The following is a 24340-nucleotide window of genomic DNA, read 5'->3' as shown; positions in this document are numbered from 1 at the left end:
AACATTACCCAAGGAGGACACAAATGGATCTTGGACTACATGGAAAGGTAGCAATCGTAACCGGCGGAAGCGAGGGCATCGGTAAGGCCGCGGCGGCGAGCATGGCCGCTGAGGGCGCCGATGTCGTAATTGCCGCACGAAGGCCCGATGTGCTCGAGGAGGCTGCTGCTGAGATCAGGGCCGTCTCTGAACACCGCGTCGTCGCGATACCCACTGACATCATGGAGGCTGACCAGGTCCAGGCGTTGATCGATCAGACGATGGCCGAATTCGGGCGCATCGATATCATTGTTAACAATGCGGGCACTTCGGCGGGCGGTCCTTTCCTGAGTGTATCTGACGAAGCATGGCAGCACGACCTGGATCTGAAGTTGTACGGCGCGATCAGGGCCTCTCGCCTTGCTGTGCCGATCATGCGAGAGCAGGGTGGCGGACGGATAATCAACGTTACCAATCTGGGAGCGAAGGCCCCAGGCGCGGCATCGGTGCCCACGTCAGTGAGTAGGGCCGCCGGTGTAGCGCTGACCAAGGCCATGTCCAAGGAGTTTGCCGAGGACAACATCCTCGTCAACACCGTCTGTATTGGCCTGATCAAGAGCGGTCAGCATGAGACCAGGTTCAAGGCAATGCAGGAGAGCAATCCGGACCTGACACTCGACCAATTCTACGACGACATGGGTGATCGAGTGCCCATCGGCCGTGTAGGCGAAGGTGAAGAGGCAGGCGATGTCATCGCATTCCTGGCGTCCGATCGGGCGAGCTATCTGACCGGGATCGCCGTCAACATTGACGGGGGAACTTCTCCAGTCGTCTAACCTCCGACCTGGGCCCTTTGCCTGAGCGTGTGATCAGCAAGCACCAGGGCCATCATAGACTCCACAATCGGGACGGCGCGAGGAAGCACACACGGATCGTGCCGTCCCCTGCCCATCAGTGTTGTCTCGTTCCCGTAGACGTCGACCGTCTCCTGTTCGCGCATGATCGTCGCGGTCGGTTTGAATCCTGCCCGCATCACGATGTTTTCGCCATTGGAGATTCCACCCTGGATCCCGCCAGAGTTGTTCGTGCGGGTCCGGATTCGCCCTGCTTCGCTGTAGAACGGGTCGTTGTGTTCAGAGCCGGTGAGATAAGTCCCCGCAAATCCAGAGCCGATCTCGAACCCCTTGCAGGCAGGGAGTGACAGGACAGACCTTGCGAGGTCGGCCTCCAATTTGTCAAAAACAGGTTCTCCCAATCCCGGAGGCACGTTTCTGGCTACGCACTCAACCACGCCTCCCAGTGAGTCACCGTCCTTGCGGGCCTCCTGGATACGCTCGATCATGCGTATAGCCATATCGCCGTCCGGGCATCGTGCGATGTTTGCCTCTACTTCCTCGGCGGACACGTAGTCTGGATCTACCTCCGCTTCCAGGTGCCACACACGCTTCACGTAGGCAACTATCTCGATTCCAAATTCCTCGGCCAAGTACTTACGGGCGATCGCGCCGCCCGCGACTCGCCCTATGGTCTCACGTGCGCTGGCGCGACCTCCTCCCATCCAGTTCCTGATGCCGTACTTCGCCTGGTACGTGTAGTCTGCGTGAGACGGGCGGTACTTCACACGCATCTCTTCGTAGTCTCGGCTGCGCGCGTCGCGGTTCCAGACGATGATCTGAATGGGTGTGCCAAGTGTCAGCCCATCGAAGACACCCGACACGATCTCGGCCTGGTCCCCTTCCCTGCGCTGAGTGGAGATCACGCTCTGGCCTGGCCGCCGACGATCAAGCTCCTTCTGGATGTCGCCTTCGTCGATTGGAAACTTGGGTGGACATCCATCAACGGTCACGCCGACGGCTTGACCATGTGACTCCCCCCAGGTAGTGATCCTAAAGCTGTGACCAAATGTGTTCGCCATTCAGTTTCCCTCCGGTTGGGGTGGGCTATCTTGATCAAATTCTTACTAAGTAGGGCGACTGCAAAAGGAGTCCGCAAGCCTGGTTATGTTATCATCTGGTGAATGTCTGCCTTCAGACGAAGTAAAGAAGGGCCCGGATTGAACACCTGCGAGTGCCTCCCGTGTTTCACGGGCGAGTGCGGCTCGTAGTCCGGGCCCACTTCGCCCCCTCCCTTGAACTGCACTTGAACTGGTCAGTACACTATTTTCATGAAAGTTGATTCACCTGCGTCTTCTGACGACGAAGGCCCTTCTACATCCGCTCCTTCAGACAAAGCTCGTGGAGCGGCCCCCTCCCCAGGCACCGTCAACGTCAACGGGCCTTCACGCGGTCAGGAGATCCCTCATTCTGCCGGGCAACGCTCACAACTTCCCCCTCGAACGGAAGTCCAGCCCCAGAGGGGATGGCGTCACACATTCTCTTCACTGAAGAGCCGGGACTACATGGTCCTGTGGCTGGGCATGATGGCGATGATGGGTGGAATGCAGATGCAGATGCTCGCCCGCGGGTACTTGGTGTACGACCTCACCGGCTCAGCATCACTCCTGGGTATAGTTAGCGCAGGGTCTGCGGTGCCAATGCTCGTGCTTGCCCTATTCGGTGGTGCGATTGCCGACAGATTCGACAGGAAACGGCTGATACAGATTGGTCAGCTTGTTGTCGGGCTGCTTGCGCTTGTTGTCGGACTGGCTATCTTCAACGATTGGATCCGCTGGTACCATCTACTGATTTCGTCGCTGGTTCAGGGCGCTATCTGGTCCTTCATGATGCCCGCACGCCAGGCGATCATTCCGCAGGTTGTCGGTCAGGACAAGATTGGAAACGCGATGGCGATCAACGCCGCAGGCATGAGTGCCATGACCCTTCTGGCTCCTGCCATCGCTGGTGGCCTCTACGCGTTCGCCGGCCCAGCCAACGTATACTTCGTCATCACTGGTCTGAGCGTAGTGGCGGTCATTATGACCACCATGATCACTCCTAGGGAGCCTACTGGCCCAGCCAAGAAGCGAGCGATGATGAGCGACATTGTTGCCGGACTGAGCTACATCAAGGGAAACCAGATGGTGCTGGTGTTGCTCGTCATGGGCCTGGCTACGACACTGTTGGCCTCCCCGTTCAGGATGCTTCTGCCTGTATTCGTCGTGGACATCTACGGCAGAGGACCGGACTCCATGGGCCTGCTGGTAGCGATCATGGGCGGCGGGTCACTTGTTGGCTCGCTCGTGATTGCGGCACTCGGCAACTGGCGTCGGGGTATGCTACTGATCGTAGGCGCATTCGCATCAGGCATCGCTCTGCTGCTGATCGCCGCTTTCCCCTTCTACTATGCGGCCGCGGTGATCATGCTGCTGGTCGGTCTTGGCGACTCCGGACGCAGGACAATCAACATGGGCCTAATCATGGAGGTCGTCGAAGACCAGTACAGGGGTCGAGTCATGAGCGTGTTCATGATGAACTTCGGACTCATGCCACTCGGAATGCTGCCGGCGGGCCTTGCGGTAGACTACTTCGGCGGCCCGCTGGCGATTGCCATACTGGGAGGACTCCTAGTTGCTGTGGCTGCGGCCGTGTTGCTGACCCAGAGGCAACTCAGAGGGTTCCAGTAGTCAGCGGCCAGCGAATCCATGGTCGGCTCAGAAGAGAGCCCTTGGATTCACTGACCGCCGAATATTACAAGCAGATTACTGCGCGTTCGCAGTCTCCATCTCTCTTGAGACAGATTCAAGCTCTGCCACTGCGCTGTGGACGAGAGCAGGATTCAGTCTCGCCGCGTGGTCCGTGTACCCTGCTCTTTCGAGCATCGAGCCGAGCTTGCCACCCTTGAACAGGTCGAGAGCCCATCCCAGCGGATCGGGCACCGTTGTTCTGTCGAGATACAGACGCTGGTTCTTTGCCCTGGGACCATAGTGGTAGTGGGGCGCCCTCTCGAAGCAGTCGAACGTCAGGAGTTCATATTCTTCCCCAGCAACATCGCCCATCACGTGGATCGCCACGCCCCTGTCGTTTGCAAGCTGTCGGAACTCTACGCCGAATCGCACCGGGCCAGCTTCCAGGATCACGTCGCCTCGATCGTGCATGACGGTCCTTCGTCCCGACACAGAGAGCTCACGCGACTGCGACTCAAGGTCTGCAATCGCGCCACCGAGATCGGCCTCCCTCGCAGCCTCTGCGAGTTCAGGGTACTCGGCCCGCTCGATCATTTCGGGCAGCCGGTCCTTGATCTGCTGGAGTGTCCAGTCGAGTGAGTCGCCCGCAGTTGTCTTGTCGAGCATGAGCCTCTGGTTCCGCTTCTGCGGACCGTAGTGGTAGTGTGGCTCGTGATCGAAGCAGTCGAACCTCAGCAACTCGTGCTCGTCGTCTTCACTGACTTCGCCCAAGACGTGTATGCAAACGCCCTGATCGTTCAGCAGGTCCCTGTACTCGATACCGAACTTGATTGCCCCGTCCCCTATTATTGTGTCGCCTCGTTCCTTCATTCCATCCTCCTTGCTGTTGGGTTACCCACCGACATTATACGTGCTCATGGCAAGTGCCACTCGCTACTCCCACATGAACACGGGCTTGCCTGTTCTTCCAGTGTCAAACAGCGTGTAGGCTTCGTCAGCCTGATCCAGCGAATATCTATGAGTTATGAGCTTGTCCAGCGGCACTTCCCGGCTAACAGCGAACTCGGCCGCTTCAGCCAGGCCCGCCAGGCTGAACGTCCAGGAGCCGTAGATTGTCAACTGCTTGTGAATGATCTGCGCGCTTATGTCAAATGTCGTCGTGTTACCTTCACCCACGAAACAGACACGACCCCAGTACCGTGCGGAGTCGACTGCGTTGATACGAACGTCAGGAATCCCGGTCGCGTCCAGGGTAGCGTCCGCACCTTCGCCTGCGGTCAGGCTCCTGATTACCGTTTCCGCGTCGTCACGCGATGCGTCAACAACAGTGTCCGCCCCTAATTCAGCGGAAAGCTCGAGTCGCTCGGGAATGACATCGACGGCGATCACTCGTGCCCCCATCGACTTGGCAAACAAAGTTGCGCTGGCGCCAACGGGTCCCTGGCCAAAGATCGCAACTGTATCGACTCCCGTGAGTCCCAGTCGCTTGATCGCGTGAAATGCAGTGCCCGTCCCACATGCGACGGCGGCGCCCTGGTCGAATGGCAGCTCATCTGGCATCCTAACGCACGTGGACGCCGGGCAGAGTAAGAAGTCCTGGTGACCGCCGTCCGCGGTAGAGCCATAGATCTCGTGGTGAACAAGACACATCTGGGTATAGCCGATCCGACACATCGAGCAGGAATTGCAGCCGGTGTAATGGTGCATCATCACCCTGTCGCCCACCTCGACCTCGGTCACGCCTGGTCCTACCTCTGCTACCACTCCACACGGCTCGTGTCCGGCCACGTGGAATGGAGGTGACAGCTCGGCGGCAGGAGTCCGGTATCTGCGCAGGTCACTCCCGCACAGCCCGGACGCCATCATCTTGAGCAGAACCTCTCCCTGCCCTGGCTCCGGTTCGGGAAGATCTCTCAGTTCGACCGTGCGGTCGCCGGCGAATACGGCCCCCTTCATTACGTTCACTCCAAGGCGCTGGCTCCACGTGCTCGGCAAGTTGACCGTGCAGGTTCGTATGCTACAATTCGGCAAACGTTCTAGCAAGCGGTTCCGCAAGCTGACCACCCGTTCACACCATCGCACCAAGTAACGCCGGAGGCAACTTCATGCGCCCAATTGCAGATGTCGCAGAGGATCTCGGACTGGCCCGCGACTCAATCATCCCTTACGGACACTTCAAGGCGAAGATTCCTCTGGATGCAATCCGAGAAGATGGGCGGCGTGGCAAGATGGTCGTAGTGACCGGCATTACGCCGACTCCGGCTGGTGAAGGAAAGACCACCACTACCGTCGGCCTGACTCAGGCGATGGGCCGACTTGGTAAGAACGTTGTGGCCACCCTGAGGGAACCTTCGTTGGGGCCGATATTTGGCATCAAGGGAGGCGGCACTGGTGGAGGAAAGAGCCTGATCGAACCCCAGGACGAGGTCAACATTCACTTCACCGGCGACGCTCACGCCGTTAGCTCGGCACACAATCTGCTCGCAGCTCTGACCGACAATGCAGCCCAGCGCGACCGGGTTCCAGGATTCAGGCCCGAGGGCATCACATGGAGGCGGGTCACAGACGTCGAAGACCGCGCCCTGCGTTCGATCATGACCGGCATTGGCGGGTCGAACAACGCGCCGGTTCGGGAGAGCGGTTTTGACATCGTGACCGCGTCAGAGATCATGGCGATCCTGGCACTGGCTCGGGATCTCGAAGACCTCCGCGCTCGACTCAGTCGAATAGTCGTCGGATACACGAACCAAGGAGATCCGGTCACTGCCGACGACGTCGAGGCTGTTGGCTCGATGATGGCCCTTCTGAGGTACGCAATCCAGCCAAACATCGTACAGACGACTGAAGGCCAACCCGTGATAGTTCATGCCGGCCCCTTCGGAAATATTGCCCACGGGTGCTCGTCCGTGGTCGGCGATAGGCTTGCTCTCGGTTACGCGGACTACGTGCTGTCAGAGGCCGGCTTCGGAGCAGACCTTGGCTTCGAGAAGTTTATGCACATTAAGGCAAGGTTCAACGGTCTCGAGCCACACGCCGCCGTCATCGTAGCCTCCGTTCGAGCCGTTAAGTACCACGGCGGAGTAAGAGTGCGGGACCTGGAAGTACCCAACAGGGAAGCCGTTGAAGAGGGGATGTCAAACCTGACACACCTTATCGGGATGATCCGTTCTTTCAACTTGCCGGTAGTCGTCGCGCTCAACCACTTCCCTACGGACACTCCTGAAGAGACTGCCATCATGAAGAGAGGTGCTGAAGAAGCAGGAGCCTTCGCAGCCGTGGAGAGCAAGGTCTTCGCGGACGGCGGTGCCGGAGGCATCAACCTCGCCAACGCCGTCATAGAGGCGACCAGTGCCGACGAACATCCTGAAATCAGCTACGCCTACGAGATGGACGATACGCTGAGGGACAAAGTCACTGCCCTTGCAAAGCGTGTATATAACGCGGACCGCGTATCGTATGTGCTCGCTGCAGGTCGGCAGTTGCGACAATTCCAGGAGAGAGGTTGGGGCAAACTGCCGGTGTGCATGGCGAAGACCCACCTGTCGATATCGCATAGGGCCAATTTGAAGGGGCGTCCGTCCGGGTACGTGTTCCAGATCTCGGATGTTCGAGCCTCAGTCGGCGCTGGGTTCATCTACCCAATCGCGGGCAACATCGTCACCATGCCGGGACTGCCCGGGTCGCCACGCCAGCTCGACGCGGACGAAAACGGGGCGATTCTGGGCCTGTAGTTCGTAGGTCAATCGAGGCAACTGTCACAGGGCCGACTCGTGGCTTGGCGATTAGCCCTGTTACGCCTTTTGCAGCGCCGCAGGTGGCGAGGTCATTCAGGACTCGTCTGGTAAACTCCTCTTAGGAGGAGTTGCCTGTGCCAGAGTTCTTCAATGTTCGTCCTCCCAGGCAGGCGTTCGACGAGCTGCTGCCCTATCTTGCTCCTGTCGCTGACATCGAGACGGTCGAAACAGCGGACTCACTGGGGCGCGTGATCGCTCGTGATGTAAGCTCATCGGAAGACCTTCCCGCGTTTCCCAGATCATCAATGGACGGATATTCTGTCCGTGCTAGCGACACATTTGGGGCGTCCGAGAGTCTCCCTGCCCTATTCGAGGTGGTGGGCGATATCCCTACTGGCGCGTCGTCTGATGTGCGCATTGGTATTGGGGAAGCTACTGTCGCATACACAGGCGGTACTCTGGCAGACGGCGCAGACGCGGTGGTCATGATCGAGCGCACTCAGCCCGCTGATGAGGTCTCCATAGAGGTGCTCAGACCCGTTGCACCCGGTGAGAACGTCATCCAGGTAGCTGAAGATATTAGATGCGGCGAGACTCTTTTTAGGGCCGGGCATCGCGTCAGACCCCAGGACATCGGCGGCCTGTTGGCACTCGGAATCACTAGTGTGCCGGTGTATCGACGACCAGTGGTCGGGATTGTCTCCACAGGGGACGAACTTACGCATCCTTCGGTGCGCCCGCCAAAGGGAAAGATCCGCGACATCAATACCTACACCATCGCGGCTCGATCCGCCCAATGCGGGGCGAAACACATCTCAGCGGGAATAGTGCGTGATGAGTACGAGCCGCAGTTGAAAGCCGCGCGCGGGACGCTATCGGATGCCGACGTCTTAATTTTCTCTGCTGGAAGTTCGCTGAGCACGAGGGATATGACAGCGGACGTGTTCAACCAGCTTGGGGAGCCAGGCGTGCTGCTCCACGGAATCTCAATCAAGCCCGGCAAGCCGACTGTCGTCGGGGTTGCACAAGGCAAACCTCTGTTTGGTCTGCCGGGAAATCCTGTATCAGCCCTCGTGGTCTTTGACCTGCTGGTAGCCCCGTCGATTCGCGTCCTGTCTGGCGAGACGCAAGCGCAACTCTTGCATGAAGTACCGGCTATCCTGATTCAGGATGTGCCCTCCGAATCCGGGCGTGAAGACTACGTGCCTGTGACGCTTTCCAGACTCGACGGCCGCCGTACGGCAACGCCGGTCTTCGGGAAGTCCAACCTCATATTTACGCTGATTAGGTCTGACGGAATCATTGAGATACCTATGGATTCCGGCGGATTGTACGCGGGAGAGACCGTGGACGTCAGGATCTATCCTTCATGACACATGGCCGGGGCAGGCACGGCAGACGTTACTACCTCCAGGACGTTCCACTGGACGAAGCCCGAACTCGTTTCCACATGGCACTGGAGGCGGCAGGTGCTCTGGGTCACACGAAGTCAGAGACTATCCCTATACAGGATGCCCTGGGACGGATAACCGCGGCCCCAGTCTGGGCAGCCCGATCGGCTCCTCACTACGACTCCGCCGCCATGGACGGCGTGGCGGTCAGGTCGAGAGATACAACTGGGGCAACGGAGACCTCTCCGTTCGTACTTTCCCTGCCCGATCAGGCGCGATGGATAGACACTGGTGAGCCGGTCCCCGATGGGTTTGACGCTGTCATAATGATCGAGGTCGTCGAGGAGATAGACGACACAACCATCCGTATAGTGTCCCCTGTTCCCCCCTACAATCACGTGAGGGCCATGGGAGAGGACATCGTCGCCTCCGAGCTGCTGCTCCCCGAGAATCACAGACTTCGTCCTGCCGACCTCGGTGCTTGCGCAGCCGCGGGTGTGATCGAGGTGGAAGTTCGACGGAAGCCGAGCGTAGCGATCATCCCAACAGGGACAGAGCTGGTTGACATTGACGCCGATCCAAAACCAGGAGACATCGTGGAGTTCAACTCCCTGGTAATTGGAGGGATGCTCAGCGAATGGGGCGCCGAGCCGACCAGGATTCCACCAGTCTCCGACGATCCCGAAAAGCTTCGAGTCGCGATCTCCACAGCCGCAAAGCAGCATGATCTCGTTTTGGTCAACGCCGGTTCTTCAGCAGGGGCCGAAGACTATACCGCCGGGCTGGTTGAAGAGCTTGGAGACCTTGTCGTTCACGGGGTTGCGATCAGGCCGGGACACCCTATTGTGCTGGGAGTCGTTGAGGACAAAGCCGTTCTGGGAATACCAGGCTATCCTGTGTCAGCGGCAATCGCCTGCGAGCTATTCGTCCAACCTATCGTGGAGTCTATGCTTGGATACGAGACTATCCCCAGGCAGACCGCAACCGCTATCGTCACCCGCCGAGTCCAGTCCCCTATGGGGGAGGACGAGTTTCTCAGGGTGCGGCTAGGTCAGGTCGGTGACCGGCTGGTCGCGACGCCGGTGCAGCGTGGCGCAGGAGTCATCAGTTCGCTGGTACGGGCCGATGGCATCACACTCATTCCTCGATCTGTCGAAGGCCTGGAGGCTGGATCAGAAGTGCAGGTCCAGCTCCTCAAACCAATCGAGGAAGTACTCAGGACCATTGTTGCTATCGGCAGCCACGACATGGTCCTGGACCTGATTGCCAGCCATCTGAGTGGGACCTCTGGAGGGCCCGGACTTACGTCCGGCAACGTTGGCAGCATGGGAGGCTTACTGGCAATTCGCAGGGGCGAGGCGCACATAGCAGGTTCTCATCTAATGGACGAGGAGACCGGCGCCTATAACGTCTCGTTTATAGAGAGATACATTCCCAACCGGGAGGTGGCCCTCGTACATCTGGTGGCACGCACGCAGGGCCTTATGGTCAAACCGGGCAATCCGCTGGGTATCTCATCTCTATCAGACCTAACCAGATCTGATGTCGGATTCGTCAATAGACAAAGAGGCTCCGGGACCCGTGTCCTTTTGGACTTCGAACTTCGCAAGTTGGGAATCGACACGGGCGAGGTACGAGGATACATTCGCGAAGAGTACACCCACCTCGCCGTTGCTGCGGCCGTGAGCGGAGGGAAGGCGGACGCTGGTCTTGGCATTCTACCGGCCGCCAGAGCCATGGGACTGGACTTCATCCCATTGTTCAGCGAGGAGTATGACCTCGTGATTCCAGTCGAGTACTACGCCTCTGAGCTCCTTAGCCCCGTGCTGGAACTGACTCGCAACCCCGAATTCCAACGAGAAGTCGAGGCTCTCGGGGGATATGACGCGACTAACATGGGAGTGCTCAAGATGACCATTGGTGGCGGCTACTCCTAGCGTCTGATAGTCTGAGTCAATGGAGGACTCTGGACAAATGCACTCAAGCCTTACGGCCGTGATACTCGCCGGCGGCATGAGCCGTAGACTCGGACGCAACAAAGCTCTCGAACCCTTCCAAGGCGAGCCGCTTATTCGTCGCGTAATCGCCAGGATGGGCCAGGTTGGCGAATCCGTCTCCGTGATTGTCAATGAACCCCAACGTGTGCATGAGCTTGATCTTCCCGATGAAGTCAATCCGAGTGTTGACCGGTATCCCGGCAAAGGTTCGCTGGGCGGCATTGTGACGGGACTTCTAACGTCCCCCACTGTGTGGTCGGCATTCTGCGCCTGCGATATGCCATTCGTGAACACCCGACTATACCGGTACCTGGCATCTCTACGTGATGGCTGCGATGCAGTAGTGCCAGTGATCGAGGGGAGGCCGGAACCAACGCACGCTCTGTACTCGAGAGTCTGTATTAGACCCATCGAGGAACGCATCGAGGCCGATGACCTGAAAATCTCGTCTTTCTTCAGCGAAGTTCGAGTTAGGCTGGTACCTGAGGATGAGATACGTCGCCTCGACCCGGACCTACTCAGCTTCTTCAATGTCAACACGCAGGAAGATCTCGAGACAGCCGTTAGCCTTGCGAACAAGGGCTCGGCCTCGTGAAAGCAGCTAGCCGCGAAACGGTGTCGGTAACGGTCGAGCTATTCGGTCACGCCCGGCTTGTCTGCGGACGTAAGGAGATCGCGTTGCAGCTTCCTTCCGAGTTGACCTCGTCAGACTTGGCTGGTGCCCTTTACACTTCGGCGCCATCCCTGAAGGGCGTTGTTGTAGACGAAAGTGGTCTTGGGCTCATGGCAAGCTACACCGCAAATCTTAATGGTCACTCGTTCCTGGAGAGTTCCCCTCTACGAACCGAAGAGGGAGACAGAATCTTTGTGTTTTCCAGCCAGGCTGGAGGCTAGCAAGTGTACGGCTATCACGGCAGAGTGCTCGTAGTCGACCTCTCAGAACGCACCTCCAGCCGTGAGCCTCTTGATGAGTCGGAACTCAGGCGATTCATAGGGGGGACCGGACTGGCCAGCTACTTGCTGTACACGCACTGCCCTCCGAGTGCAGACCCGATGGGCCCTGACAACCCGCTGATTTTCGCCTGCAGCCCCCTTGTCGGCAGCAGGTTGACCACCTCAAGCAAATTCGCGGTGGCCGCAAAGTCGCCGTTGACCGGGTTGATCGGTGACTCACTCAGCTCCAGCTTCCTGGCAGTAGAACTGAAGCGCACAGGGGTTGACGCACTCGTTGTAAAGGGAGCTAGCTCCCACCCTGCAATCCTCGTGCTGGAGGACGACGATGTCCGCTTCGAGGATGCATCGGACTTGATGGGGATGAGCACCCTCGACACCGAGAAGGAAATCAGGCAAGACCTTGGGCGGCGATTCAGAGTTGCGTGCATAGGGCCAGCCGGTGAGCACGGCGTTCGCTATGCGAGCATCGCCAATGACGGCGGGAGACAGGCGGGACGCACTGGAACCGGAGCAGTCATGGGGTCAAAGAACCTCAAGGCTATTGCCGTCAGGGGCCGCAATCCGGCGCCTGTGTTCGACGCTGCGAGTCTCAATGTGGTCGGACGTGACCTTTCAACTCGTAGTCTTGGGCCAGCCACCGAGAAGTATCGCACTACCGGCACTATGGCAAACATTGCGGTGTTTGACAGACTTGGCACGCTGCCTACCCGTAACTTCCAGCAGTCCACGTTCGACATGACTGATGAGGTTAGTGGCGAGGCCATGTACAGCGGTCACTTCGTCAAGAACGCTCACTGCGCCAACTGCACCATAGGATGCGAGAAGATCCTTACAGTCGGTGACGGATCAGGCAAATCCACCGGTCGGATGGAATATGAGAGCGCCTTTGCATTGGGGCCACTAGTAGGCGTCGGTGACCGTGAAACGATTATTCGCGCGTCCCACTACTGTGATGAAATGGGCATGGACACCATTAGTGCAGGTGGAACGATCGCCTGGGCAATGGAGTGCTTCGAACGTGGCATCCTGACCCTTGATGACACTGATGGACTTGATCTGAGATTCGGCAACGCGGACGCACTTCTGCCATGTCTGGAGGCGATAGCTACAAAGTCAGGCAATCTTGGCAGACTCCTTGCTGAGGGATCGAAGACCGCCTCCGAGACCGTTGGTCAGGGCACTGAGGCCTGGGCAATGCACGTTAAGGGCCTGGAGATGCCTGGCTACGAGCCCCGTAGTCTTCAGACGATGGCCCTGGCACTTGCGGTAAGCACCAGGGGCGCCTGCCACAATAGGTCGTCCGCGTATGAGGCGGATTTTTCCAACCGCGTTAATCGCATGGAGGCCGATGTCGCAAGAGGCAGGATCACCGCCGACGGTGAAGACTTCTCCGCAGTGCTCGATTCCCTGATCTGGTGCAAGTTCCTCCGCAAGGCATTCGACGACTTCTGGGAAGAGTCAGCGAACTCTCTCAGTCTGATCACAGGTTGGGACGTGCGGGCAGATGAGCTTAAGAAGGCCGGCGAGCGAATTAACAACCTGAAGAAGCAGTTCAACGTCAGGGAGGGCTGGACTCGTGAAGACGATACCCTCCCCGAGCGCGTACTTACTGAGCCTCTTCCAGATGGCGTGGGGGCTGGGGTCGGACTGTGCGAAGAAGATCTGCAGATGATGGTGTCAGCCTACTATCTAGCCCGAGGATGGAATCCTGACGGCACTATTCCCAGCAGTAAATTACTCGAACTCGAAATAGGAGATCTTCGTATATCGCGTGAGACGGCTGGCGCTATTGGTCAGTAGCCGCCACTCTGAATGCACAACGTACGGATTCAGTCTGCTAGAATCTCGATGCTCATGTTTGGGATGAATTCTTAGGGTATCTCTGTTGCCGACCGACCGAAACTCTTTACGACGCGAGTTGCGTGAGCGGTTTCCTCGAAACCACGGCCAACTCCTGCCTGCCCTTCACTATCTTCATCACGAGTTCGGCCACTTGCCTGACTGGGCGATGGAAGTAGTAGGCTGGCACCTGGGAATTCCCTCTTCGGAAGTGTATGGGGCCGCGACCTCTTACACAGAATTGCGAATCGTAAAGCCCAACTCCACGGTCGTAAGAGTTTGTGGAGCCCTGAGTTGTGCAGCAGCAGGGTCGATCCAGATTCTGGATGCCATCGCTTCCGAACTTGACGGTCATCCTGACGCTCCCTCAGGTGCCGTTACCTTGACTCTTGAACAGGTACCATGCGGGTTCTTGTGTGCAATGGCCCCAGCCATAGAGGTCAACGGGCAATGGCACGGGCGTCTTGACTCGGAATCAGCACTGGAGATTGTACGGGGTGCTGTGGGTGGTTAACGACAGTATCCGGAGTCGAATGAACGCCCTGGTTCGATCTGCCACTGAGCGATTCGAAAGTCGAGTGGCAGGCAAGACCAGGGTGGTGGCGCATGTAGGCCACTGCAGCCTGTCAGCGGGCGCCGATGGAATCGTGCGTGCAATACGTCACCAAGTCGATGACGATTCCACATTGATCGTGGCAGGATGCGACGGTGTCTGCTTCGCAGCTCCTTCAGTTGAGGTCATCCAGCCAGACGGCAGTCGCTCCTATCACCCAAATCTGACGACAGAAACGGCGGACTTTTCGTACCTGACTTCAGCCAAGGGAAGTTCCAAGACTGAAGTAGAGTCCTTCCTATCAGGCCAGATAAGGGTGTCATTAAGCGATTGCGGCAGCCTCGAGGCTGAGTCGATTGAACACTACCTCGCTAATGGCGGTTACTCTGCTTGGTCCGAAGCACTCCAATCTACGCCTGAATCTATCATCGACCATCTGAAGGATTCCCGACTGAGGGGTAGGGGTGGAGCCTACTTCCCCGCTGGGATTAAGTGGGAGGCCGCTCGAAATACTAGGGCCGAAACGAGGTATGTTGTTGTCAACTGCGAGGAGGGCGAACCAGGTCTGTTCAAGGACCGGCACCTCATGGAGGGCGTCCCTCACAGGATAGTTGAAGGCGCGTTGATTGCCGCCTATGCCATAGATTCCCACCAGATCATCTTCTACATCAACGCCGAGGCCAATCTCTCCAGCCAGCGCATGACCATGGCGGTGGAACAGGCAACTGAACTGGGCCTGATCGGAGGGGACGTCCTCGGGTCAGGTTTCGATGTCCAGGTAGAGATCCGACGTGGTGCTGGCGGTTACGTCTGCGGAGACGAGACGACACTGCTCAACACGGTTGAAGGATATCGCCGCGAGCCGCGATTGCGCCCTCCCTTCCCAACAGAAGCAGGACTTTGGGGCCAGCCGACCGTGATAAACAATGCGGAGACGCTTGCCAACGTCCCGTACATAATGAGTCATGAAACTGACGAGTTCACCTCCATCGGGGACGGCGACGACTCGGGAACGAAGATCATCAGTTTGAGTGGTTCGGTCAAAAGACCGGGACTCGTCGAAGTACCGATAGGTACCACGCTGCGGGAAGTCATCTACGACATCGGCGGTGGCATTCGGGACGACCGAAAACTCACCGCGATCGGAGTAGGTGGTCCCTCCAGTGGTGTGTTCCCTCCCGACATGCTTGACACACCTATCAAGCCGGGCTTCCTGCATGACGCTGGCGTCATGCTTGGAGCTGGTGGGGTTATTGCAATCGATGACTCGATGGACGTATTCGAAGTCGTTCGAAACCTGGCGCAATATAATGCCGATGAGTCGTGCGGCAAGTGCACACCATGTCGCGAAGGCACACCGAGAATGGTTGAGCTGCTGGATGCGGTGGTACAGGACGGAGCCTCTTCTGACGAGTTGGAGAACTTGGCCAGACTCGTTAACGATAGCTCTCTGTGCGGATTGGGGCAGGCGGCCGGAAATCCTATACTGAGCGGGCTGCACTTCTTCGGTGACAGGTTACCCAAGCGTCAAGGAGCTGATGGATGAGCGTCACACTCTCAGTCAATGGCAACAATGTCACCGTGAACGACGGCTCGTCAGTCTTGGACGCAATTAACCAATCGGGTACCTATATCTCGCAACTCTGCAAGGACCCTGACATGAAGCCCATCGGCGCGTGCAGGACCTGCCTTGTAGGTATCGATGGAGTGCGCGGATTCCCGGCGTCTTGTTCCGTCCCTGCGGTCGAAGGCATGGTAGTTGAAACTGAGACTGACAGGGCGCGTGACCTCAGGCGCGGAGTCCTAGAACTCACTATGTCTATGTTCCCAGACTCGGATGAGAACACCAACGGGAATCATAAAGAGCTTTCGATCGCTGCTAAGCATCACGGACTTGATGTGTCTCAGTGGGAAGGTCGTCCTCGCCAGCCCGTCGACGTTTCCAACCCCGTTTTCGACATCGCGATGGACTCATGCATTATGTGTGGACGCTGCGCACAGGCGTGCCAGGACGGTCACCAGTTCATTGGGGCGATCGACATTCTGGGACGAGGTACCGAAGCCAGAATCGGCACCTTCATGGACCGCCCTCTCGTCGAGTCGGTCTGCACGACGTGTGGCTCCTGCCTCGCCTCCTGCCCGACTGGTGCGATTCGTGTTAAGAATGATCCCCCTGAAACGGCGCGGACCGTAACGACGACGTGCCCATACTGCGGTGTGGGATGCGGCATCCAGGCCAAGGTAGACATCAACGACAACATAATCGAAATCCTGGATGACCCCGACAACCAGTCGTCGCTCGGGATGCTCTGCGTGAAGGGCAGGTTCGGGTTCTCATTCGTTAACCACCCGGACCGCATCAAGAAGCCTCTCATTCGCAAAGAAGGCGAATTCGTCGAAGTCGATTGGGACGAAGCGCTCGACTACGTTGTAGAACGGCTGGCTGAATACCGCGGAGACTCCTTTGGAACTCTCGCATCAGCAAAGGCAACGAACGAAGACGGTTTCATACAGCAGAAGTTTGCCCGACTCGTCATGGGCAGCAATCACATCGACCACTGCACAAGACTGTGTCACTCGCCATCGGTAGAGGCCATGCTGACCTCACTGGGAAGTGGAGCTACATCTAACTCCTACATCGACTACGAGGAAGCCGGATGCCTGATCATAATTGGCTCGGATGCCAATTCCAACCACCCCGTGGCTGCTTCTAGGATGAGGCGTGCGGTCGTTGAACGTGGGGCGAAGTTGATCATCATCAACCCTCGTCGCATCGATATGTGCGACTACGCCGACCTCTGGCTTAGGCCTCGCCCGGGTACCGACGTTGCTCTACTCAATGCCATGGCCAAGGTGATTGTGGACGAGGGACTTGCTGATTCCACCTTCGTTACTGACCGGACTGAAGGCTACGAAGAGTGGTGGAGCACCGCCCAAAAGTACGACCTCGACTACGCTGAGAAGATAACCGGGGTGACGGCAGACGACATAGCTGAGGCTGCCCGCATCTATGCGAGTCCCCCATTCAGTGGCTCGTGTCTTATCTGGGGTATGGGCATAACCCAGCATACTATGGGGACTGCGAACGCGCACGGCTTGTTGAACCTCGCCCTTGTAGCAGGTCAACTTGGTCGGCCGGGCTCCGGCATCTCGCCGCTCAGGGGCCAAAACAACGTACAGGGGTGCGGGGACTCTGGCTGCGTACCGAACTCATTCCCAGGCTATCAGCCCATCGGTGAGGAGTCGCTTGAAAAGTTCCAGGCTGCCTGGAGCAACCAGCCTCTGCCTCCCGATCCCGGACTCGTCATTACAGAGATGGTCCCGGCAATGGACACCGGTCGAATAAAGGCGATGTACGTCACAGGTGAGAACCCGTTGCTGAGCGAGCCGGACCTGAGTCACGCTGAAGAGATGTTCAAGAAGCTGGACTTCCTGGTCGTTCAGGACATTTTCATGCACGAAACAGCGCAGATTGCTGACGTCGTTCTGCCAGCTACGTCCTTCGCTGAGAAAGATGGCACGTTCACAAACAGCGAACGTAGAGTCCAGCGTGTACGAAAGGCAGTCGAGCCCGTCGGCGAGAGCAAAGCGGATTGGGAGATAATCAGAGACGTTGCCCTGCGCATGAGTTCGAGGCTTGGCCTGGAGCTTGAGCACGAGTTCGACTACAGCCACCCGTCCGAGATATTCGACGAGATGGCAACGCTTATGCCGATCATCGCAGGCATCTCATATGACCGCCTCGAAAACGAGGGCGGAATTCAGTGGCCCTGCCCCACTCCAGATCATCCGGGCACGCGTTTCCTGTATGAGTCCGATTTCCCTCGGGGGCCAAGGGCGAAGTTCGTCGGATTTGACCAGGGCCCTGTTGCCGCCGAGACACCGTCGGCAAGATTCCCGCTGATTCTGAACACGGGAAGGGTCCTCTACCACTGGCATGGCGGCACGATCACTAGGCGCGCGGACAATCTGTTGGCTCGCTCTCCTGAACTGACAGTAGGCATGAATCCCGCTGATGGCGAGAAGTACGGCATAGCCGACGGCGAGTGGATTCGAGTCAGGTCGCGCCGGGGCGATCTGGAGGCGCGGACGGTCTACACAGAGAGACAGCGCATCGGCGAGATCTTCGTTCCATTCGTGAAGCTCCAGGAGCACGCCGCCAATTTCCTAACCAACTCTGCGCTGGACCCTAATTCCAGGATTCCTGAGTACAAAGTCTGCGCCGTGCGAGTTGACCCAGTTGGCGAAGACAGGGGTGTTACAGCGAATCGCAAACCCGTGGCAACCGGATGACTCAGCAGCCCCTTTCCCAGATTCCCAGGCCAAGCGCGAGCTCATACGAGGGCAAGAAGAACCTGTTTCTGGTTCCCAACTACGTTGCGGCGCCAGGACTGCCCCAAGAAGCTCTGGAGCTTATCGAGAAGTACTGGTCTGAGGTGCGAGACTCCATCGGTAACCTGGAGCGGACTCTGGGTTCGGTGTCGAAGGTGTACCACGAGATGGTATGCGCTGAAGGTGATGAAGGTCTTCAGCATCTCGAGGTCCTGAATCCAACTGCCTGCACACTGGTACGCGCCATGTGCCAGTCCACAGCCACCATGCGGCAGTTGGAGGACGGTGAGCTAGTGGCAGAACACTCGGACTGGCAGAGAGTGCTTACCATGGGGCCTGCCAGTCAAAAAGTCCTGCAGACCTCCCTGGAGGGCTACCAGGAGACACTTGTGGCCAGGTACAAGAGAATCGCAGACAGGATCACAGAAGATCTCGCTGTTGGCGACTGTGCCGTGCTGTTCATTCGCGAGGACCATCAGGTCCAGTTCCCGACCGAAGTTCAGGTCTTCTATGTCGCGCCACCGTCCCTGGACGCCCTCAAGAGATGGCTCGACAACTACTTCCGTTCGCCACCACAGCCGGAGTCACAACAGGGAGAGTAAGTCCCAAATGGCCGAACATGAAAACGGTTCCAAGCTGCGATCGAGTGAGTGGTTCGATACTCCCGAGTTGTATGGATGGCTGCGTCGTGCAGCTTTCATGGCAGAAGGGTACGGGCCGGAGGCGTACGAAGGCAGGCCGATTATCGGCATCTGCAACTCGTGGAGCGAACTGACCCACTGCAACGCGCACCTGCGGACTCTCGCCGAGGCTGTGAAACGCGGCGTGTGGCAGGCTGGCGGATTCCCCATGGAATTCCCTGTTATGTCGCTGGGTGAGTACAACATGCGCCCTACGACGATGCTGTTCAGAAACCTGATGAGCATGGAAGTTGAAGAATCAATACGGGCCAATCCCTTGGATGGCGTTGTACTTCTCGGCGGCTGCGACAAGACGACCCCTGCCCTGCTCATGGGCGCTGCCAGCGCGGACATCCCGTCCATTATGGTCACCGGAGGTCCACAGCTGAAGGCCAACTGGCGTGGCGAGGAACTTGGCTCCTGTACCGACTGCCGACGCTACGAGGTAGAGCTCCGAGCTGGCAGGATCACTGAGGATGACTGGGCGGAACTCCAGACCTGCATCGTCCGTAGTCCCGGACACTGCATGGTGATGGGGACTGCATCCACGATGGCCTCTGTTTCTGAGGCAATGGGGATCGCCCTCCCAGGTAACGGCGCCATTCCGGCGGTCGACTCCCGCAGGCTTCGACTCTCAGAGTTGGCCGGACGTCAGATAGTTGAACTGGTGCGAAAGGACATTCGGCCGTCCCACATTATGACTAGGCAGGCGTTCGAGAATGGCATTCGGACCCTGCACGCCATGGGAGGCTCCACCAACGCGGTGATTCACCTCACGGCGATAGCAGGAAGACTAGGAATCGATCTTCCTGGCACCCTCTTCGACGATCTTTCCCGTACAACCCCTTTCCTGTTGAACCTGAAGCCGTCAGGCCGTTACCTGATGGAAGACTTCCACAACGCGGGCGGAGTTGGCGCTCTGCTGAAGGAGATCTCTCCTCTCCTGCACACGGACTCCATAACGGCCACTGGCCTGACCCTCGAACAGAACTTCAAGTATGCGATCAACTACGATCAGGATGTGATTCGCACCCTGGACAATCCCATGAACCCGGAAGGCGGCCTCGCAGTCCTGACAGGCTCTCTGGCACCAACCGGGGCTCTGATCAAGCCTACTGCCGCCTCTGAGACTCTGATGACCCACGAGGGCCGAGCCATAGTCTTCGAGGACCACGACGACCTGTTCGACCGCATCGACGATCCGGACCTCGACGTCACTCCCCAGGATGTACTGGTGATGCGCTCAAGCGGGCCGATTGGTGGTCCTGGCATGCCCGAGTGGGGGTTCCTGCCTTTGCCAAAGAAGATCCTCGCCTCCGGAATTCGCGACATGGTGCGATTGAGCGATGCCAGGATGAGCGGCACGGCTTTCGGGACTGTTGTCGTACACGTCACGCCAGAATCTGCTGCAGGAGGCCCGCTTGCCGCAGTCAGGAACGGTGACCGTATCAAACTCGACGTACCCAGTCGGAGTTTGGACCTTCTCGTCGAAGATCGCGAAGTCAAGCGGCGACTTGCAGAGTCACCCCCTGTCAGGCCAGTCCACAAGCGCGGCTACACTTCGATGTATTCACAGCACGTGATGCAGGCCGACAGCGGCTGCGACTTCGACTTCCTTCTGGCAGCCGCTGACTAGCGCGGTCGGGTTCTGGACCCCTAGCAAATTGGCTTCTGCAGCACCTCGGAAGGGATGGAGCGGGACAGAAGGTTCCCTACGTCGGGATTTCCTTTCAGGCTGCGGTTCTCGATCATCACGTTGCCCCTGAGAAGCACGGTTTCCGGCCAGCCCTTGACGTGCCAGCCTTCCCATATGGAGTAGTCCTCGAGATGAAGGTCGTCTAGTGTCAACGGCCTGTCCCATGTCGTGTCCATGATGCAGATGTCGGCATCAGACCCCGGCGCGATCGCTCCCTTCTTCGGGTACATTCCAAAGATCTTGGCGGCGTTCGTGGATGTGATGTCAACGAATCGCTCAAGGCTCATGCCAAGCTCTGCAACACCGACCGAGTAGGCAATCCCCATGCGGGTCTCGATGCCGTTGTGGCCGCCGGTAACATCCGCGACAGTCTTGAATCGGGTCTTCTCCTCCCAGGTGGTCGAGACCAGGTCCGTCGCAACGGTTGACAGCCGGCCGTCAAGCAACCCCTGCCAAAGTGAGCTTCTGTCGTCCTCTTGCTTAAGTGAGGGATACGTGTGGTACTTCATACCGTAATCTTCACGGTAGTTCTCGGCATTGAAGCAGGCGTAGTTGTGCAGGGTCTCACCGTAAATCGGCAATCCCAGCATCCTGGCTTGACCGACGGCCTCCACCCCTTCTTGGGCGCTCACATGGACGAAGTAAACAGGACACTTCTTCTTGGTTGCGAGCCGGAGAACACGTCGGAAGGACACGTCCTCTGACAGGTTTGAGTGGATATGGTGCATATTCCACCAGTCCCACAGACCGTCCTCCTGGGCGTTGTCGTAGTTGAAGTGGACCATATCGTCGTCCTCTGAGTGGACGAGCAGGATCCCGCCTCCCTCGGTGACCCTATCCATGATGATGGCAAGCCGACCGAAGTCGGTCTTGTTGTTCTGCATCTGAGGGCTGGGCGGACGTATGGACGTGGTAAATATCTTGAAGCTAGGGAATCCCTCTTCAATCAGTTCAGGTATCTGGTTGATGTGAGCCCTGGTGGCTCCGTTCGTAAAGATAGGATGATAAGAGTAATCAGTGTAGGCGTTGCCTTCCCACCTCTCCGCAGCTTCCCCAAGTGCGTGGCGCAGGTCGTGCCCGGGAACTTGAGTGGCGAAGTCCAGAACCGTTGTCGTTCCACCCCAAACCGCGGCCTTGGAAACTGGTTCGGCCCCGGAGCGTTCTGGCTGACGTGGTCCCCCAATATGAGCGTGAGGTTCGATTCCTCCAGGAACGACCAACTTGCCCGTCGCATCTATGATCAGCTCGTCGCCGGCTGGAATCGCACCGGGTTCCGTGACAGCCTGAATAGTTTCGCCAGAAATCCAGATGTCGAACTCACCAACTCCTGATGGTGTGACTGCCGTTCCTCCCTTGATGAGCGTCATGGCGTTCCTCCTCCTGGTTTTGATTTCAGGTCAGTGCCGAAACGACAGCGTCGCCGACGTCCTGTGTGCTGGAGTTTCCTCCCAGGTCAGGCGTTATTGTCTCACCCAGGGCGACCACGTTTAGCGACCCCTTTTCAACCGAATCGGCCGCGGCATCCTCTCCCAGGTGCCTTAGCATCATCGCTCCCGACAGAATTGTTGCGAGTGGGTTGGCGATCCCCTGCCCAGTGATGTCCGGGGCGGAACCGTGGACCGGCTCGAACATCGAGGGGTAACGTCTGTCCGGGTCTATATTTCCACTTGGGGCGAGCCCCATGCTACCCGTGATGATTGCCCCGATGTCCGTCAGGATGTCTCCGAACAGGTTGCTCCCGACCACCACGTCGAATGACTCTGGCCTTCGTATGAAGTCCATGCAGGCCGCGTCCACGAGCAGCGAGTTCGTCCCGATGTCGGGATAGTCTTCAGCGACCCGCTCGAATGCCCTGTCCCATACCAACATTCCGTATCCGAGAGCGTTTGACTTCGTGATCGAGGTAACGTGCTTCGCCTTGTTTCTCCTTCGAGCGACCTCGAACGCATGTCTGATGATTCGTTCGCAGCCCTTCCGGGTGAAAACAGCAGACTGAATTCCAACCTCTTCTGGGAAGTCTGGATACAGGAACCCTCCGACGTCAGCGTACTCGCCCTCGGTGTTCTCACGTACGACTACCATGTCGATGTCGCCAGCCGAATAGCCCTTGATGGGTGAATCTATGCCCTCGTAGAGCACGCTGGGCCGCTCGCACACGTACTGGTCGAATGACCGTCGAATGGGAAGCAGGAGTCCCCCGAGAGTTATGTGGTCTTGGAAGTCGGGATGTCCTACCGCGCCGAGGAATATGACGTCAGACTCGGTAAGTGTATCCAGACCATCCGAAGGCATGACCACGCCATGCTCCCTATAGTACTCGCTGCCCCACGGATACTCGTTCCATGTCCAACTGATTCCGTACTCCTGCCCGACGGCATCAAGTACCTTGATTCCCTCTTCGATTACCTCAATTCCGATGCCATCACCCCTGATGACCGCTACCTTGTAGTGTGACAATTGATTTCGCTCCTCTAATGGCGATGCGGAGGTATTGTAAGACGCACGCTGCCAGATTGCACCCCAGCCGTGTGTTAGAATCCCGCCGACGTCTAATGGAGAACTGACAACCTTACGGAGCCCGCATTGAAACTCTTCGTCCAGGCACAGATAGATACTTTGCTGCAGGGAGCTCTGTTCCTGGAGGCACAGCCTGAGGTCGAGCCAGGCACACTCACTGGCCTGGTGTCCTTACGTGAAGCACTAGGCAGCCCCGGCTTGAATACTCTGGCCGAAGTGAACTTGGATTCATCCGTGGGAACAGGATCGGAACCAGTCTTTGAGATTGTCGAATCCATGAGGGCTGCTCTCGACACACTGGTATCACTTACAGCCAGTGGAGACATGCCGCTGGATCAGACCCTGATTTCGGCAGCAAGGGACTCTGTTGTCGATGCCCACGATTCGCTTGCAGCCAAGGCCCGATTGCAGTTGTCTGAGTCATTAAGGGGCATTTACGTAATTGTCGATCCCGAGGCGACCAGACGGAGACCAGTGACAGATGTCGCGTTCCAATCCCTGGAAGGTGGCGCAAAGGTCGTTCAATTGCGTGACAAGCTGAACGACAAAGGCCCGATGCTCGAAACGGCCAGGGAACTGAAAGCGATCTGCGCAGAACACGACGCCCTGTTCGTCATGAACGACCACGCCGATCTGGCGCGGGCATCGAATGCTGACATACTTCATGTCGGCCAAACTGACCTACCCATCTCAGAGGCACGACGAATCCTGCTTCCTGATCAACTGATTGGAAACTCAAACGGCACCATGGACGAGCTCCAGCGTTCCCAGGAAGACTCCGTCGACTATGTTGCGGTGGGAGCAATCTACGCGACCACGACGATGGGAAAGTCAGGCCGCACAGCCCTTGGTCCTGAGATGATCAAGCGAGCCAGGGAGACAGTGACACAACCCATTGTCGCCATTGGCGGAATCAATAGCTCGAACATCGTGGATGTTGCTAAGGCAGGCGCCGAATCTGTGTGCGTGGTAAGCGCAATCACGTTCGCCGACGATCCTAGAGTTGCCACGGAAGAGCTGGTAGAGCTCTTTGAGTCGGCGAAAGGTTAGCGGGTCCCAGGAAGTGTCAGAATCTACGAAAAGGGCATCGTCAGAAGAACTGATTG

19 protein-coding genes are annotated in these 24340 nt (G+C 57.9%); 14 read left to right on the top strand and 5 right to left on the bottom strand.

Annotated features, from left to right (window positions below):
* Window positions 1-23: 23 nt before the first annotated feature.
* Window positions 24-815 (top strand): SDR family oxidoreductase, encoded by a 792-nt coding sequence (locus tag J4G14_00385; GenBank protein MCE2456259.1) that lies wholly within the window; start codon window positions 24-26, stop codon window positions 813-815.
* On the opposite strand, the gene aroC is transcribed toward J4G14_00385, so the two are convergent.
* Window positions 812-1894: a chorismate synthase gene (gene aroC / locus J4G14_00380; protein ID MCE2456258.1), complete on the bottom strand. Its 1083-nt coding sequence runs from the start codon at window positions 1892-1894 to the stop codon at window positions 812-814. The two genes, J4G14_00385 and aroC, sit on opposite strands and share 4 nt — an antisense overlap.
* A gap of 483 nt (window positions 1895-2377) precedes the next feature.
* On the opposite strand from aroC, the gene J4G14_00375 reads away from it, so the two are divergent.
* Entirely contained in the window at window positions 2378-3541 is a 1164-nt protein-coding gene (locus tag J4G14_00375) for an MFS transporter (GenBank protein MCE2456257.1), read from the top strand.
* A gap of 75 nt (window positions 3542-3616) precedes the next feature.
* Here the strand turns inward: J4G14_00375 and J4G14_00370 are convergent, their stop codons facing one another.
* On the bottom strand, window positions 3617-4411 hold the full coding sequence (locus tag J4G14_00370; GenBank protein MCE2456256.1) for a hypothetical protein: 795 nt from the start codon (window positions 4409-4411) through the stop codon (window positions 3617-3619).
* 63 nt (window positions 4412-4474) lie between these two features.
* Entirely contained in the window at window positions 4475-5497 is a 1023-nt protein-coding gene (locus tag J4G14_00365; GenBank protein ID MCE2456255.1) for a zinc-binding dehydrogenase, read from the bottom strand.
* A gap of 149 nt (window positions 5498-5646) precedes the next feature.
* Between J4G14_00365 and J4G14_00360 the strand changes: the two genes are divergently transcribed.
* From J4G14_00360 to J4G14_00310, 11 genes are all read left to right on the top strand, one after another.
* A complete protein-coding gene (locus J4G14_00360; GenBank protein ID MCE2456254.1) occupies window positions 5647-7272 on the top strand; it encodes a formate--tetrahydrofolate ligase in 1626 nt (541 codons plus the stop codon).
* Between the two features lie 137 nt (window positions 7273-7409).
* Window positions 7410-8648 carry a molybdopterin molybdenumtransferase MoeA gene (locus J4G14_00355; GenBank protein ID MCE2456253.1) on the top strand — a complete coding sequence of 413 codons (1239 nt, stop codon included), beginning with the start codon at window positions 7410-7412 and terminating at the stop codon, window positions 8646-8648.
* The gene (locus J4G14_00350) at window positions 8645-10603 is read left to right on the top strand and encodes a molybdopterin biosynthesis protein (protein MCE2456252.1); all 1959 of its coding nucleotides are present in this window, start codon (window positions 8645-8647) and stop codon (window positions 10601-10603) included. The genes J4G14_00355 and J4G14_00350 overlap by 4 nt, the downstream gene beginning before the upstream one ends.
* A 37-nt stretch (window positions 10604-10640) precedes the next feature.
* On the top strand, window positions 10641-11258 hold the full coding sequence (locus J4G14_00345) for a molybdenum cofactor guanylyltransferase (protein MCE2456251.1): 618 nt from the start codon (window positions 10641-10643) through the stop codon (window positions 11256-11258).
* The gene (locus tag J4G14_00340; GenBank protein MCE2456250.1) at window positions 11255-11557 is read left to right on the top strand and encodes a MoaD/ThiS family protein; all 303 of its coding nucleotides are present in this window, start codon (window positions 11255-11257) and stop codon (window positions 11555-11557) included. Before J4G14_00345 ends, J4G14_00340 begins: the two co-directional genes overlap by 4 nt.
* Window positions 11558-11560: 3 nt before the next feature.
* Complete coding sequence (locus tag J4G14_00335) at window positions 11561-13417, top strand: aldehyde ferredoxin oxidoreductase family protein (GenBank protein MCE2456249.1); 1857 nt, start codon at window positions 11561-11563, stop codon at window positions 13415-13417.
* Window positions 13418-13502: 85 nt separating this feature from the next.
* Window positions 13503-13970, top strand: coding sequence for an NAD(P)H-dependent oxidoreductase subunit E (locus J4G14_00330; protein ID MCE2456248.1), 468 nt, complete (start codon window positions 13503-13505; stop codon window positions 13968-13970).
* 19 nt (window positions 13971-13989) lie between these two features.
* The gene (locus tag J4G14_00325) at window positions 13990-15555 is read left to right on the top strand and encodes an SLBB domain-containing protein (protein ID MCE2456247.1); all 1566 of its coding nucleotides are present in this window, start codon (window positions 13990-13992) and stop codon (window positions 15553-15555) included.
* Window positions 15552-18302 (top strand): formate dehydrogenase subunit alpha, encoded by a 2751-nt coding sequence (fdhF, locus tag J4G14_00320; protein MCE2456246.1) that lies wholly within the window; start codon window positions 15552-15554, stop codon window positions 18300-18302. Before J4G14_00325 ends, fdhF begins: the two co-directional genes overlap by 4 nt.
* Entirely contained in the window at window positions 18299-18943 is a 645-nt protein-coding gene (locus J4G14_00315) for a hypothetical protein (GenBank protein ID MCE2456245.1), read from the top strand. Before fdhF ends, J4G14_00315 begins: the two co-directional genes overlap by 4 nt.
* Before the next feature lie 7 nt (window positions 18944-18950).
* Entirely contained in the window at window positions 18951-20657 is a 1707-nt protein-coding gene (locus J4G14_00310) for a dihydroxy-acid dehydratase (GenBank protein MCE2456244.1), read from the top strand.
* A gap of 20 nt (window positions 20658-20677) precedes the next feature.
* Here the strand turns inward: J4G14_00310 and J4G14_00305 are convergent, their stop codons facing one another.
* Both J4G14_00305 and J4G14_00300 read right to left on the bottom strand, forming a co-directional pair.
* Window positions 20678-22084: an amidohydrolase family protein gene (locus J4G14_00305; protein MCE2456243.1), complete on the bottom strand. Its 1407-nt coding sequence runs from the start codon at window positions 22082-22084 to the stop codon at window positions 20678-20680.
* Window positions 22085-22109: 25 nt separating this feature from the next.
* Entirely contained in the window at window positions 22110-23174 is a 1065-nt protein-coding gene (locus J4G14_00300; protein ID MCE2456242.1) for a 3-isopropylmalate dehydrogenase, read from the bottom strand.
* 126 nt (window positions 23175-23300) lie between these two features.
* Here J4G14_00300 and thiE point away from each other — a divergent pair, with 126 nt between their 5' ends.
* On the top strand, window positions 23301-24284 hold the full coding sequence (gene thiE, locus J4G14_00295; GenBank protein ID MCE2456241.1) for a thiamine phosphate synthase: 984 nt from the start codon (window positions 23301-23303) through the stop codon (window positions 24282-24284).
* The last annotated feature ends 56 nt before the right edge of the window (window positions 24285-24340 follow it).

Source organism: Dehalococcoidia bacterium (assembly GCA_021295915.1).
In the GTDB taxonomy this organism is placed as follows: domain Bacteria; phylum Chloroflexota; class Dehalococcoidia; order Lucifugimonadales; family UBA1123; genus VXRN01.
Note: the sequence above shows the minus strand (reverse complement) of the source record. Positions and strands in the feature narration are given on the sequence as shown.